Below are 13376 nucleotides of genomic sequence, written 5' to 3' on the forward strand. Positions count from 1 at the left end.
TTAGTTGTCCTTCGAATCGGATGCTGTCTCGCTCTGCGTGCCTGGTGCGTTTGAAGGAAGGTCGACCATCGGTGGCTTCCGGCCTTCCACACCACCAAACGCAGCCAACACCTTTTCTTCGCCGTTGGAGCGCCTTATCTTCAGTTCCTTCACCAGTGTGAGTCCGCCATGGACCGCGGCACCTGCGGCAGTGGCAGCCAGCAGTCCAACGCCGACCGTGTTCACGCTGGACTCCACTCCAATACCCGGGATTCCCGGCAGCTTGTCGTAGAACGGAGTGAACTGGTCGAAGAAGTCCTTCTCAGTACAGCCAATACATGGGTGACCAGCACCAATTGGCCAACCGGACTTAAGGTTCCACTGCACGATTGGGCATGGGCTAAACGTGGATGGCCCCTTACAGCCGACCTCGTAAAGGCACCAGCCGTTTCGTGCGCCTTCGTCGTCGAAGGTTTTCACGAACTGACCGGCATCGTAATGCGCACGACGCGGGCAGGAGTCGTGAATACGCTGGTCATAGGCAAACTTTGGCCGCCCCTCAGCGTCGACCTCCGGTGTCTTGCCATAAGTGAGTACGTACGTCAGGGTGGCCGTAATCACCTCACCAATCGGCGGACAACCAGAGACGTTAATCACCGGCTTGTCCTTGATAATCTCATCGACACCCTTGGCACCGGTCGGATTCGGCTTAGCAGCCTGGACAGAACCCCAGACTGCGCAGGCACCAACGGCCAGGATTGCCGTGGCCTTCTCAGCGGCCTCGAGCAGCACCTGTTCTGCCGACTTACCGCCAATGGTGCAGTACGCACCGTTCTCGCCGGTCGGAATCGAGCCATTGACCACCAGAATGTGATCCTCGGCATTCATGTCGTCCAAAGCCTTTTCAGCCGCATGCCCGGACGGTGCCATGAGCAGCTCGTTGTAGTCCATCGAAACCAGGTTCAGCACCACATCTTCAGCAGTGGTGCCTCCGGAACGCAATACGGATTCCATACATCCGGTACATTCCTGCAACTGCAGCCAAGCCACCTTCGGCTTCTTTACAGCCGAGAGCTTATCTGCGATTTCCTCCGCCGAGGGAGTCAGTGACTGCGCCGCAGCCTCACCGACATTCGGAGTTCCGGCGGCAAAAATTGCCGCCATAGTGCCACAAAACTTCATGAAACTGCGCCGTGAGACACCAGCTCTAGCGAGGTTTTCGCCGAGGGTCCCTTCCTGCCAATTCGCGCCACTAATCATTTTTTCGCTGCGCCTTCTGCTTAGTTATTAGGAATATTGGTTTCGAGGTTTTACAACTACCAAGGCCCATTGCCTATACATGGCCAAGTATAGCGACCTAAGAACAACCTGAATAATGGTGCTGCGCTGCGGTTATAACAAAATAATATGCAAGATAAATGTTGCGTAAATATAGCTCCAGGTACAGGTAGTGAACGTGAAAAACCGCCGCAGATTACAGCGGGATATCACCTATCCCCCACTAAGGTGGAGCGAAGCGAGGGGGGGTAACGGGGCCGTCGTCAAGCATGCCGTGACGCCCCCATTGCTTCACGACGGCCCCGGCGCGCGCTTAATCAACCAGCGCAGGGTTGACCCAACGGAGCCATTCGTCGATGCCCTCCCCGGTCTTAGCGGAGACCTCAATCACCTTCACGCCTGGATTGACCTTTTCCAGGTTGGCGCGGAAGAGCTCCATGTCGAAGTCAAGGTACGGGGCAAGGTCCATCTTGTTGATAACCACCACCTGTACAGAGCGGAACATCACCGGGTACTTGACCGGCTTATCCTCCCCCTCGGTGATGGAGTAGACCATTGCCTTGCGAGTCTCACCGACCTCAAACTCAGCCGGACAGACAAGGTTTCCCACATTTTCAATCATGACCAGGTCAAGCGTGGACAGATCCAGCCCCTCGAGCGCGCGGGAGACCATCGGGGCGTCCAAGTGGCATTCACCACCGAATCCGTTGCCCGTGTTCAGCAGCGAAATCTGTGCCCCATAACCCTCCAGGCGGTCGGCATCGAGAGCCGTCTCAATATCGCCCTCGATAATGCCGACGCGCAGCTTTCCCTGCGCAGCCGCCAGTGTCTTCTCCAACAGCGCAGTCTTGCCTGAACCCGGGGAGCTCATCAGGTTGATGGCTTCCACGCCATGCTCAGCAAGCAGCTCGCGATTATGCTCCGCGCGGTGGTCGTTCTCGCTGAAGATGTCCTCGAGGATGGTCACGCGTTCCACGCCGGTTTCATAACCCGAGTGGTCGCCGTGGCTAGTGTCATCGGGATCGGCGAGATGAACGTGGTCATGGCCGTGATGGTGGTCATGGTCGTGGTCATGATGATGGTGGTGATGGTGGTGTGCGTCATCGCCGTCATGCCGGTGGAAACGTCCCATGATAAAACCGTCTTTCCTACTTGTGCGTGTCGACGTCGATGTCGACGATTGTGAACTCTTCCCCCGAGATTACGCGTCCCGGCTTTCCACACGTGGGGCACAGCAGGCCGTCGAGTGGCCCCACCTGTTCGCGATGCCCGTGCGCGCATTCGACAACCGCAGGTACCCAGTCAATATCCAATTTCGCGTCCCCCAAACCGGTATCGCGACTGACGAAATCCCACGCGTATGAAAGGGTTTCTGGCACAACCTGCCGTAGAGCGCCTATCCGCAGGTGCACAGTGCGTACAGTTCGACCTTCGGCTGCTCTCGTGACAACCTTCGCTAACTGCATGCTCAACGCTACTTCGTGCACAATCTCCAAACTAGCAGTGCGAACGGACCCGAGCCGCTTACGTAAAGTTGAATGCATGGAAAAGGCAGGCGCGACCGGGGCGGGGATGGGTACGAGCATTCAACGCATTCGCTGGCGTATCGAAGGTATCGTCCAGGGGGTCGGATTCCGCCCTTTTGTCGCCACCATCGCCCGGCGCGCGGGTCTCGTCGGCTTCTGTGGCAACGATGAGCAGGGCGTATTCATCGAGGTAGAAGGCACGTCGGACGCCCTCGCTGCCTTCCGCAGCCAGCTTTTCACCGAACTGCCGGCGCTTGCCCGCATCATCAATCACTCCGCCGAGCACATCGCGACACTGGGCCATGAGCGCGAGTTCACCATCGTGCCCTCTCGCCACAGCTACTCCGGCCGCGCACTGCTTCCGCCCGACACTGCACTGTGCCCGGACTGCCGCCGTGAGTTTTTCGACCCTACCAACCCGCGCTACCTCTACCCTTTCATCTCCTGCACCAACTGCGGACCGCGCCTGTCCATCATCACTGAACTGCCCTACGACCGCCCGCGCACCACTATGGCGGCCTTTCCGATGTGCACCCCGTGCGAGCGCGAGTACACCGACCCCACCGACCGCCGCTATCACGCTCAGCCAATCAGCTGCTTCGACTGTGGCCCGCGTCTGAGCTGGCACGATGCAGGCGGCACCACCACCGCCACCTCCCGCGAGGAGGTTCTCGCGCTCTTTCGTCGCGCACACGCACTGCTTGACGACGGCGCCCTGCTCGCCGTCAAAGGTATTGGTGGTTTTCACCTGGTCTGCGATGCCACCAATGACGCTGCCTGCGAGAAACTACGGATGCGCAAACGTCGACCCGACAAACCGTTGGCGGTAATGGCCCCCACTGTTGACACTGCTGCCCAACTGGTTGAGTTAACTGAGCAGGAGAAGCGTTTCCTCGACTCCCCTGAGGCACCGATTGTGATTGCACCGAAGCAGCGGTCGGGGCCGCTTTCCAATCTCATCGCACCGGGCCTCGACAGCTTCGGGATTATGCTTCCGTACTCAGGCATTCACCTGCTGCTTTGCGATCGCCCGCTCGTGGTCACCAGCGGCAACCTCAGTGGCGAGCCCGTGTGTACCGACAATGTCGATGCGCTGAAGAAACTCGGTCACATCGCCGACGCTTTCATCCTCCACGACCGCGAAATCCACGTACCCGTTGAAGATTCGGTTTTCATCGGCACCGCCCCATCACGCCGGTCCCGCGGCTTCGCTCCCGTCCCCGTTTCAATCACGCCCACCGATTCTCGTAGCCACACTGGCCCTGGCCCTGGCACTGACACTGGCCCTGGCACCAGCGCCCGGAACACGTCCCAACCCACCATTTTCGCGACCGGCGGAGAGCTGAAGAACACTTTCGCTATCGCGCATGGGGACCTCGCTCACGTCTCCGCGCACATTGGCGACATGGGTTCGTGGGCCAGCCAGAAGGCCTACCAGAGAGCAGTTGACCAGCTCCTTTCCATGCGCGATGCGACCCCGGATCTTGTCGTCTGCGATCTTCATCCGGGCTACGCCACTACCGCCTTCGCCGAACGCTTCGCCGCCGAGCACGACATCGAACTCCTCGCAGTTCAGCACCACTTCGCACACGCGCTCTCCCTACTCGCGGAGCACCGTCTCCTCTCCCCCAATGCGGGTCGCGCCGTCGTCGCCACCCTCGACGGCACCGGCTACGGCACTGATGGCACCATCTGGGGCGGCGAGATCCTCACGCTCAGTCGCAGTTCCGCAAACTGGGAACGCACCTGGCACTGCCCCACTTTCCCGTTGGTCGGCGGAGATCGCGCCGTCACACACCCGTGGCGGCTCGCCCTCGGTCTCACTCACGCATGGGAGCTTAACGACGACCACCTTGTGCGCAACCTCTCCAACGAGCGCGAAGTAGCCCTGGTTAAAAGCCAGTTGGCGACGGGAGTTGGCACAGTGCAAACTTCATCTCTCGGCCGCATATTCGATGCCGCCGCAGCACTGCTGCTTCCTCGCTGGCGCGGTGGCAGAGCCATCAGCTACGAGGCGCAAGCGGCCATGGAGTTGGAGGCAGCGGCGACTCGCTACGTGAGGTCACATGCGGAAGCGCTTGGAGCGGTCAGTTCAGAGACCAAGCCAGTGCCCTTCCAGGACGTCATTCGGGAAGCGGTAGCTTCGCCTGACGCTGAGCAGGCCGCATTTGTGTTTCACGGTGGGGTCGCGGGTGTCGTCGGCAAGCGATTGGTGCAGGCTGCGGAGGAAGCCGGCACCGATGTTGTCGGCGTCAGCGGGGGTTGCGCGAATAATGCGCTGTTGATGGAGCTGCTGCGGCGCGAAGTTGCAGCTGAGGGCATTACTCTGTTGCAGCATCAAATTGTGCCGCCGGGCGATGGCGGATTGAGTCTTGGTCAGGCGGTGGCCGGCCGCCTGCTGGCGGCAACGGGCATGGATGTCTAGCAGATGCGCGGCAGCGGGTCGCCGACCAACATGTCCACCATGCGGGTGCCACCGAATCCGGTGACCAGTACCACGGAAGCGGCGGGCTCGTCCTCGATGGAGCCGATATCACAAGCCTCGGAAGCCCCGGCTGCGTGGAGCGCACTGAGCGCTGCCTCGGATTGCCCGGCGGGGACAACGGCGACGAAGGTGCCTTCATTGGCGACGTAGAGCGGATCTATGCCGAGCATGTCACAGGCGCCACGGGTCATTTCACGGACCGCAATGGAATCGTCGTCAAGTACGACACCAAGACCGGTGCCACGGGCGAGCTCGTTGGCGACCGTGCCGAGGCCGCCACGAGTGGCATCGCGCATCCAGCGAGTGCCGGGGGCAGCTTCAAGTAGTGCCTCGACCAGGCCGTTGACGGCACGGGTATCGGACTCGATAGGCGCGGCCAGAGCCAAGTCGCCGCGGGCGAGCATGACGGCCATGCCGTGATCGGCGATTGGACCGGAGACGAGGATGCGGTCTCCGGCCTCGATGTTTGCGTAGACAGATCCTTTCGTAGCGGCACCGGCGTAGTCGCCGCGGACCACGCCCATCCCGGCCGTGGTGATGTAGACCTGGTCACCTGCGCCCTTCGGCACAACCTTGGTGTCGCCGGCGACGATGCTCACCCCTGCGGCATCGGCAGCGACGCGCATACTCGCCACAATGCGGCGCAGAGTCGCAATCTCCAGCCCCTCTTCCAGAATGAACGATGCGGTCAGCGCCAGGGGCCTGGCTCCAGCTACCGCCAGATCGTTAATCGTGCCGTTGACGGCCAAATCCCCGATGTCGCCGCCCGGGAACTCGATGGGATTGACCACATAGGAGTCGGTGGACATTGCCAACCGCGCCCCACCATGTGCAGAAGCTGCCGCAGCCTCGACGACGGCTTCGGCAGCGAACAGCCCGGAGTCGCCACCCTGCCCTAAAATTTCATTGCCATAGGCGTCGAAAAAGACCTGTTCAACCAGAGCTGCGGAGGCCTTTCCACCGGAGCCGTGTTGCAAGGTGACGTAATCGTCGAGAAGCCTGAACGGACGTGCCCGAACGCGACCAATATTGGTGTTTACCTTGGCTTCGTTGGTGTTCAGACGATTCTTCGGCTGCATGCTCACTATCCCTAACTTCACAGCTGGTGGCGGACAAAACTGCTTGCGTCACTCGTCCTTCGAAAACGAGGTTCGCTGCCTCTGATGGTAGTCTCGATAAGTATTGCAAACGAGGAGAAGCGTATGTGTCTTGGTGTCCCTGCCGTCATCACAGAAGTCCACGATGCTGCCCGTGCAACAGTGGAAATTGGTGGCGTCGCACGCATGATTTCCACCGATTTACTTGTTGACGAGAACCTCACCGCCGGTGACTGGGTTCTCGTACATGTCGGTTTCGCCATGAGCAAGATCGACGAGGAAGAAGCCAGACTTTCGCTCCAGCAAATCAAACAGCTAGGCGGCGACACTTACGAGGATGAGCTGGAATCCTTCTCATCGTCACAGATCAACTGAGGGGCTGGACGGCACCATGAAATACGTTGACGAATTCCGCGACCCCGCCGCTGCGAAGAAGCTGCTCGCACGCATTGAACGCGAGGCCACCAAGCTGGAAAAGCCCATCGCGCTGATGGAAGTCTGTGGCGGGCACACGCACACCATTTACCGTTACGGCTTGGAAAACCTCCTACCCGAGAACATCGAGCTGATCCACGGGCCCGGCTGCCCCGTCTGCGTCATCCCCATGGGCCGCGTCGACGATGCCATTTGGCTGGCACAGCAAGAAGACGTCATTTTCACGACCTTCGGCGACATGATGCGTGTTCCGGGGTCCGAAACGTCGCTGATGCAGGCACGTGCGCGCGGCGCCAATGTGCGCTTTGTCTACTCGCCTCTCGACGCGCTGAAGATTGCCACCGATAACCCCGATAAGCAGGTCGTTTTCTTCGCCGTCGGGTTTGAGACAACCGCCCCGTCGACTGCCGTGACCGTTGAGGCCGCGCGCCGGCAGGGGGTGGAAAACTTCTCCGTATTTTCCAACCACGTACTCATCGAGCCGCCACTGCGCGCCATCGTCAACGGCGGCGAAACCAAGGTCGATGGTTTCATCGGCCCAGGTCACGTGGCTACAACCACCGGCACGGACGCCTTTGAGTTCCTGCCGCGCGAGTTTAATCTGCCAGTGGCGGTCACCGGTTTTGAGCCATTGGATGTGCTCCAGGCCGTCGTCATGCTGCTGGATCAATTCGTCAGCGGCGACGTTGCTGCCGGTAAGTCGCGGGTGGACAACCAGTACGCGCGCGTCGTTCGCTCCTCCGGCAACACCACCGCGCAGAAACTTATGGACCGCGTCTTTTCTCTCCGCGACACCTTCGAGTGGCGTGGCCTCGGCTGGATTGAAAACTCCGGCCTCGGCATCTCTGAGGAATACGCGGCATTCGACGCCGAGCGTCGTTTCCAGGTGCCGGGGCGCCGTATCCCAGATCCCGTGACCTGCGAATGCGGTTCTGTGCTCACCGGCCACATCAAGCCCTGGCAGTGCGCGGTCTTCGGCACTGCCTGCACCCCGGCGACCCCCATCGGCACCTGCATGGTCTCCCCCGAAGGCGCTTGTGCGGCGTACTACAACTTCGGCCGCATCGATCGGAAGGTCACCGAGAACCTGGCGAAATCTCGCCGCTAGTTACTCCGTAATTCCCGCTCGCGCGAGCGCTGCCACGGCTTGCTTTACGACGGGCGCGTCAATCATTTCACCATCGAGCTGGAAGGCGCCGGTATGCGTTCCAGCGTGCTTGACAATCTCCCGGGCGCGGGCCAGCGTTGCGTCCGACGGCTTGTATGCCTTACGCACCGGTGGCACCATCGCCGGGTGAATACAGGCAGTAGCCAGGAATCCGCACCCCACTGCGTCGAGTGCCTCGAGATACTGGCCACGCTCATCCCGGAAATCAGCGTGAATGGCATCAATGGCGGCAATGCCCGCTGCAGCTGCATGGACCTGAACAAGTGCTCGCGCCAGACGCTGCGGGTCTCGGTAGTGGCGACGTGGGTTTTCATCCACACTCTGCCGCGAGGACACCCCGCCGAGTTCGGCGGTCAGGTCTTCGGCACCCCAGAACAGACCCACAACGTCCGGGTGCGTGGCAATCTGCTGGATATTAATCATGGCCTGCGGGGTTTCAATCATCGCGATGATCTTCAACCCCTCGAGCTCTGCGGGGATGGAGTCTCGAATCTTGGGCACCATGACGATGTCGTAATCACATGCACGGGCAAAGGCGACATCCTCCGCGAAGGTCGGAGTCCCGGGACCGGTGATCCGAAGAATAGTCGTCTCCGGGTCGAGCGGATTGTTGATGATGTTCGCACGTGCCTGCTCGTGATTGTCAACGGCAGCGCCGTCTTCCAGGTCAATGATGACCATGTCCGATCGTTCAGCAGCTTTCTGGAAACGTTCCGGACGGTCAGCCGGGGCGAAGAGTAGCGCCGGGCCAGAGGGAAGCCAAGGGAAGGTCTGTTCACCATCGAGGGAGCTAAAGCCTGTCATAGCTCCTAACCTAATTGAAAACTCGAATCACCTTCGCGCAGGGGCTCCCCCAGGAGACAACAAAACCCGCGTTGTGGCATCCATAGAGTGGAAACCACAACGCGGGCTTGCTGAGTTTTTCAGCCTTTCGCGATTAGTCGCGGTACAGCAGCAGCGCATCGCCCTGACCGCCGCCACCGCACAGGGACACACCAGCGCGACCCGAACCGCGACGGTTCAGCTCCATCGCAGCGGTCAGAGTCAGGCGGGCACCAGAGCAGCCAATCGGATGGCCGAGGGCAATCGCGCCACCGTGGATGTTGGTCTTCTCCAGCGGGTAGTCCAGCTCACGCAGGGACTTGACGGCCACCGCACCAAATGCCTCGTTGATCTCGATGAAGTCGAGCTCCTGCGCGTCCCACTCAGCGCGACGCAGGGCCTCCTTCAAAGAGTCCGCAGGCTGAGCGTGCAGGGAGTTATCCGGACCTGCGGTCTGGCCAGCCTTGCCCACAACTGCGAGGTAGTCCAGTCCGTGCTTTTCTGCGTAAGCACGCGATGCCAGCACAACTGCTGCGGCACCGTCGGAAATCGGCGAGGAGTTACCGGCAGTGATGGTGCCGTTTTCCTTCAGGAAGACCGGGCGCAGCTTAGCCAGGGTCTCCACCGTGGTCTCCGGGCGAATGCCCTGGTCGGTGTCGACAACTACCGGGTCACCCTTGCGCTGCGGAATCTCGATTGGAGCGATTTCCTGCGCGAAAATACCGTCTTCCTGCGCCTTAGCCGCACGCTGGTGAGAAGCGGCCGCAACCTCGTCCTGCTGCTCGCGGCTAATGCCGAGGTCGCTGTTCGGACCGTCGGTAAGCGTACCCATGGACACACCATCGAAGGAGTCGACCAGACCGTCGCGCTCCAAGGTGTCCTCCAGCTTCAGCGCACCGAAGGACTTGCCCTGACGAACACCGCGTGCAACGTGCGGAGCGTGCGTCATGGACTCCTGACCACCTGCAACAACGACGTCTGCATCACCGAGACGAATCAAGCGAGCGGCGTGAATGACAGCGTTTAGGCCCGAGAGGCAGACCTTGTTAACGATCTCAGCAGTCGTATTCCATGGCAGACCCGCCTTAATGGCGACCTGTCGAGCCGGGTTCTGGCCAGCACCTGCGAGAATCACCTGGCCCAGAACGACGTGCTGAACCTCTTCCGGGGCAACACCGGAACGCTGGACAGCGTGCTTGACAGCATGAGCGCCAAGTTCGACGGAAGTAAGCGGTGCCAGCTGACCGAGCAGCTTGCCCTGCGGGGTGCGGGCACCAGCGAGGATAACGACATCATTCGGGCTGGGAGCTGGAAGGTTACTCATGGATGGATTCTCCTAAGTCAAAACTGATGAGTGTGGACTGACCATGATTGCTGCGTATTTAATTCTCGAGGTCAACCACGTATGCGGCTTCGGTGTTGGCCTCGATATCTGCCAGCGTCACCCCAGGTGCCAGCCTGCGTAGCACCAGGTGATCATCAGCGACATCGAAGCTTCCCAGGTTGCTAATAATCCTTTTCACTACTTTTGCACCTGTGAGGGGCAGTTCGCAGGCTTTTACCAATTTTGGTTTGCCATCTTTGGAAACATGATCGGTCAAAACCACCACTCGAGGGGTACCGGCGACCAAGTCCATCGCACCGCCCATGCCCTTGACCATCTTTCCCGGAATCATCCAATTGGCCAGGTCACCGCACTGGCTCACCTCCATCGCACCCAACACGGCCATTTTCACGGCACCGCCGCGAATCATGCCGAAACTGGTGGCGGAGTCGAAGATTGCCGCGCCCGGCACCAATGTCACGGTCTGCTTCCCCGCATTGATGAGGTCAGCATCCTCTTCGCCTTCATATGGGAAGGCACCCATTCCCAGAATTCCGTTTTCACTCTGCAGCAGAACGCGCACGCCTTCGGGAATATGGTTTGCCACCAGTGTCGGAATGCCGATACCCAGATTCACATAGTCGCCATCGCGCAGCTCTTCAGCGGCCTGCTGTGCCATCTCGTCACGGCTCCAGCCCTTGTCCATAATTGTCTTCGCAGGTGCCATTTAAATCTCCTCCCCTGCTGCCGCGTCACCGGCATCGTGGCTGGAATCGGTATTGCGTGGCCGAGTTGTGCGCTTTTCAATGAGCTTCTCGCGTCCGTCACCGCGAACGATGTGCTGGATATACACACCCGGAGTCATCACCAGATCCGGGTCGATCTCGCCGCGGCCAAGCAAGTACTCCACCTCTGCAACGGTCACCTTGCCGGATGCTGCGCACAGCGGGTTGAAGTTCTGCGCGGTCCGGCGATAGACAAGGTTGCCGTCAATATCGCCGTGGTAGGCGTGCACCAGGCCGATGTCGGCAACGATGCCACGCTCCTGCACGTAGGTCTGTCCGTCGAAGTCGGCGTGGGGCTTGCCCTCTGCAACGAGCGTGCCGACGCCGGTTGCGGTGTAGAACGCGGGAATACCTGCGCCACCTGCGCGAAGACGCTCTGCCAGAGTGCCCTGTGGGGTGAACTCCACCTCGATTTCTCCTTCGAGGTACTGGCGAGCAAACTCCTTGTTCTCGCCGACGTAGGAGGCCACTACCTTTGCCACCTGCTTGTTCTCCAGCAGAATGCCGAGCCCAGTACCGTCAATGCCCATGTTGTTGGACACGATGGTGAGGTCTTTTGCCCCGGAGTCGCGCACGCCCTCGATGAGGGTATATGGCACACCGCAAAGGCCGAAACCGCCGACTGCCAGGGTCATTCCATCAGTGACGAGGCCTGCGACAAGCTCGCGACCGGTCTGATCAGTTGTTTTTGACATTGTTCTACACCCAGCCCAGGATTCGCGGAGCCATCTCACGCATCTCAACCTTGCGAACCTTGCCCGACGCGGTCATCGGAAACTCCTCGACGACGTGGACGTAGCGCGGAATCTTGTGACGCGACAGCTTGCCGTGGGCAAAGGCCGCCACGTCCTCAGCGGTGAGGTCTTCCACATCGTCGTGCAGAATTACCCATGCCATGATTTCTTCGCCATACTTGTCATCCGGCACGCCGATGACCTGTGCATCGACAACAGCCGGGTGAGCGAACAGGAACTCTTCAATCTCGCGCGGGTAGATGTTCTCACCACCGCGGATGAGCATGTCCTTGATACGTCCGGTGATGGACAGGTAGCCCTCGTCGTCAAGCACACCCAAGTCGCCGGTGTGCATCCAGCCGTCGGCGTCGATGGCCTCGGCAGTCTTTTCCGGGTGCTCCCAGTACTCCTTCATCACGGAGTATCCACGGACGACGACCTCGCCCTGTTCACCTCGTGGTAGGGTCTCGCCGGTTTCTTCACAGATGATGCGGGCTTCCAGGTGCGGCATGATCTGCCCGACGGTGTTGACGCGCTTTTCCAGCGGGGAATCCGCGCGGGTCTGGAAGGACACCGGCGAAGTCTCGGTCATGCCGTAACAGATGGCAATCTCACGCATATTGAGCTTGTCCATCACATCACGCATGGTCTTCGACGGGCACGAGGTACCTGCCATCACACCTGTGCGCAGCAGCGACAGGTCGTAAGGGGAGCCGTATTCCTCCTGGTCGTGGGCTTCTTCAAGCTCATTGATGAACATCGTCGGCACGCCGTAGAGGCTGGTGGCCTTAGCCGAGTGCACAGCCTTGAGCGTTTCACGCGCCTTAAACGACGGAGCCGGAATGACAATAGCGGCACCGTGGGTGAAGGCAGCGAAGGTGCCAATCACCATGCCGAAGGTGTGGAAGAACGGCACCGGCACACAGATGCGGTCGGCCTCGGTGTAGCCCAACAGCTCACCGATGAAGTAACCATTGTTCAGCAGGTTGCGGTGCGTCAGCGTAGCGCCCTTGGGAAAGCCTGTCGTGCCCGAGGTGAACTGGATGTTGATCGGATCATCCGGCTTCAGCTGGGAGGTGTACTCGCTCAGGTCATCGATTTCGCTGTGCATGTGCTCGTACCACTCGGAGGAGCCGAAGTAGATGACCTTGTCCAGGCGCACACCGCGCTGCTTGGAGGCCTCGATCAGCATGGTTCGGTAATCGGAGTCCTTGTAGCGGCGGGCGGCAAACACCATACGCACACCTGCCTTTTCCAACACGTAGTTCAGCTCGTGCTGGCGGTAAGCCGGGTTGATGTTGACCAGCACCAGGCCGATGTGGTGGCAGGCGTACTGCACCACGGTCCACTCCCAGCGGTTGGTGGACCAAATGCCGATACGATCTCCTGGACGGTAGCCCTCACGGATGAAAGCGCTGGCCAGACGCAGAACTCGGTTGTAGAAACGCTCAAAGGTAAAGGAGACATCCGCGTAGACGTCAACGACGGCGTCGCGAGACGGGAATTTCTCCACAATCGCACGCAGGTTCTCACCGAGAGTCTCATCGCGAAGTGGAGCGGCACCTTGCTCGACACCGGCGCCGAACACGTGGCTCATCTTGTTGCCATCGGCATCGACAACATCCTTGCCGTATGGTGCCGGCACAGTGGTGAAGCCCTCCGGCAGCTTCGAAGGATCAGCAGTGCGCTGTTCTGCGTGGTTCTTCAATGTCGCGGTCATGGGGAGATCTCCTTGGTTTAAGT

The 13376-nt window shown here is 60.1% G+C and carries 12 protein-coding genes; 3 read left to right on the plus strand and 9 right to left on the minus strand.

The features are described from left to right. From CRD13_RS04035 to CRD13_RS04045, 3 genes are all read right to left on the minus strand, one after another. Window positions 1–1239 (minus strand): hydrogenase small subunit, encoded by a 1239-nt coding sequence (locus CRD13_RS04035; RefSeq protein ID WP_016422185.1) that lies wholly within the window; start codon window positions 1237–1239, stop codon window positions 1–3. Window positions 1240–1570: 331 nt separating this feature from the next. Further along, window positions 1571–2389, minus strand: a complete 819-nt coding sequence (hypB, locus tag CRD13_RS04040) for a hydrogenase nickel incorporation protein HypB (RefSeq protein ID WP_049193294.1) — start codon at window positions 2387–2389, stop codon at window positions 1571–1573. 16 nt (window positions 2390–2405) lie between these two features. Further along, the gene (locus CRD13_RS04045) at window positions 2406–2843 is read right to left on the minus strand and encodes a hydrogenase maturation nickel metallochaperone HypA (RefSeq protein WP_318155792.1); all 438 of its coding nucleotides are present in this window, start codon (window positions 2841–2843) and stop codon (window positions 2406–2408) included. Between CRD13_RS04045 and CRD13_RS04050 the strand changes: the two genes are divergently transcribed. After that, window positions 2800–5208, plus strand: coding sequence for a carbamoyltransferase HypF (locus CRD13_RS04050; RefSeq protein ID WP_222866639.1), 2409 nt, complete (start codon window positions 2800–2802; stop codon window positions 5206–5208). The genes CRD13_RS04045 and CRD13_RS04050 overlap by 44 nt on opposite strands. Here CRD13_RS04050 and hypE read toward each other — a convergent pair. Continuing rightward, on the minus strand, window positions 5205–6347 hold the full coding sequence (hypE, locus tag CRD13_RS04055) for a hydrogenase expression/formation protein HypE (RefSeq protein ID WP_049172775.1): 1143 nt from the start codon (window positions 6345–6347) through the stop codon (window positions 5205–5207). The genes CRD13_RS04050 and hypE overlap by 4 nt on opposite strands. Window positions 6348–6470: 123 nt before the next feature. Here hypE and CRD13_RS04060 point away from each other — a divergent pair, with 123 nt between their 5' ends. Both CRD13_RS04060 and hypD read left to right on the plus strand, forming a co-directional pair. Beyond that, window positions 6471–6740, plus strand: a complete 270-nt coding sequence (locus tag CRD13_RS04060) for a HypC/HybG/HupF family hydrogenase formation chaperone (protein WP_049172773.1) — start codon at window positions 6471–6473, stop codon at window positions 6738–6740. Window positions 6741–6756: 16 nt separating this feature from the next. Then, the gene (hypD, locus tag CRD13_RS04065; protein ID WP_049172770.1) at window positions 6757–7908 is read left to right on the plus strand and encodes a hydrogenase formation protein HypD; all 1152 of its coding nucleotides are present in this window, start codon (window positions 6757–6759) and stop codon (window positions 7906–7908) included. On the opposite strand, the gene CRD13_RS04070 is transcribed toward hypD, so the two are convergent. The 5 genes from CRD13_RS04070 to CRD13_RS04090 form a co-directional block, all read right to left on the minus strand. Next, window positions 7909–8772: a CoA ester lyase gene (locus CRD13_RS04070; protein WP_016422177.1), complete on the minus strand. Its 864-nt coding sequence runs from the start codon at window positions 8770–8772 to the stop codon at window positions 7909–7911. It lies immediately after the preceding gene. 133 nt (window positions 8773–8905) lie between these two features. Next, window positions 8906–10114, minus strand: coding sequence for an acetyl-CoA C-acetyltransferase (locus CRD13_RS04075; RefSeq protein ID WP_038627863.1), 1209 nt, complete (start codon window positions 10112–10114; stop codon window positions 8906–8908). A 58-nt stretch (window positions 10115–10172) separates the two neighbouring features. Beyond that, a complete protein-coding gene (locus tag CRD13_RS10980; RefSeq protein ID WP_005509864.1) occupies window positions 10173–10841 on the minus strand; it encodes a CoA transferase subunit B in 669 nt (222 codons plus the stop codon). After that, entirely contained in the window at window positions 10842–11594 is a 753-nt protein-coding gene (locus CRD13_RS10985; protein WP_016422175.1) for a CoA transferase subunit A, read from the minus strand. 4 nt (window positions 11595–11598) lie between these two features. Then, window positions 11599–13353, minus strand: coding sequence for an AMP-binding protein (locus CRD13_RS04090; protein ID WP_070601221.1), 1755 nt, complete (start codon window positions 13351–13353; stop codon window positions 11599–11601). Window positions 13354–13376: the final 23 nt, after the last annotated feature.

This window comes from Corynebacterium sp. LK26 (assembly GCF_014335085.1).
Lineage (GTDB): Bacteria > Actinomycetota > Actinomycetes > Mycobacteriales > Mycobacteriaceae > Corynebacterium > Corynebacterium jeikeium_D.

Coding starts and splice junctions, on each gene's coding strand:
- CRD13_RS04035 (WP_016422185.1), bottom strand. CDS start 1,239: ATGATTAGTGGCGCGAATTGGCAGGAAGGGACCCTCGGCGAAAACCTC.
- hypB (WP_049193294.1), bottom strand. CDS start 2,389: ATGGGACGTTTCCACCGGCATGACGGCGATGACGCACACCACCATCAC.
- CRD13_RS04050 (WP_222866639.1), top strand. CDS start 2,800: ATGGAAAAGGCAGGCGCGACCGGGGCGGGGATGGGTACGAGCATTCAA.
- CRD13_RS04045 (WP_318155792.1), bottom strand. CDS start 2,843: ATGCTCGTACCCATCCCCGCCCCGGTCGCGCCTGCCTTTTCCATGCAT.
- hypE (WP_049172775.1), bottom strand. CDS start 6,347: ATGCAGCCGAAGAATCGTCTGAACACCAACGAAGCCAAGGTAAACACC.
- CRD13_RS04060 (WP_049172773.1), top strand. CDS start 6,471: ATGTGTCTTGGTGTCCCTGCCGTCATCACAGAAGTCCACGATGCTGCC.
- hypD (WP_049172770.1), top strand. CDS start 6,757: ATGAAATACGTTGACGAATTCCGCGACCCCGCCGCTGCGAAGAAGCTG.
- CRD13_RS04070 (WP_016422177.1), bottom strand. CDS start 8,772: ATGACAGGCTTTAGCTCCCTCGATGGTGAACAGACCTTCCCTTGGCTT.
- CRD13_RS04075 (WP_038627863.1), bottom strand. CDS start 10,114: ATGAGTAACCTTCCAGCTCCCAGCCCGAATGATGTCGTTATCCTCGCT.
- CRD13_RS10980 (WP_005509864.1), bottom strand. CDS start 10,841: ATGGCACCTGCGAAGACAATTATGGACAAGGGCTGGAGCCGTGACGAG.
- CRD13_RS10985 (WP_016422175.1), bottom strand. CDS start 11,594: ATGTCAAAAACAACTGATCAGACCGGTCGCGAGCTTGTCGCAGGCCTC.
- CRD13_RS04090 (WP_070601221.1), bottom strand. CDS start 13,353: ATGACCGCGACATTGAAGAACCACGCAGAACAGCGCACTGCTGATCCT.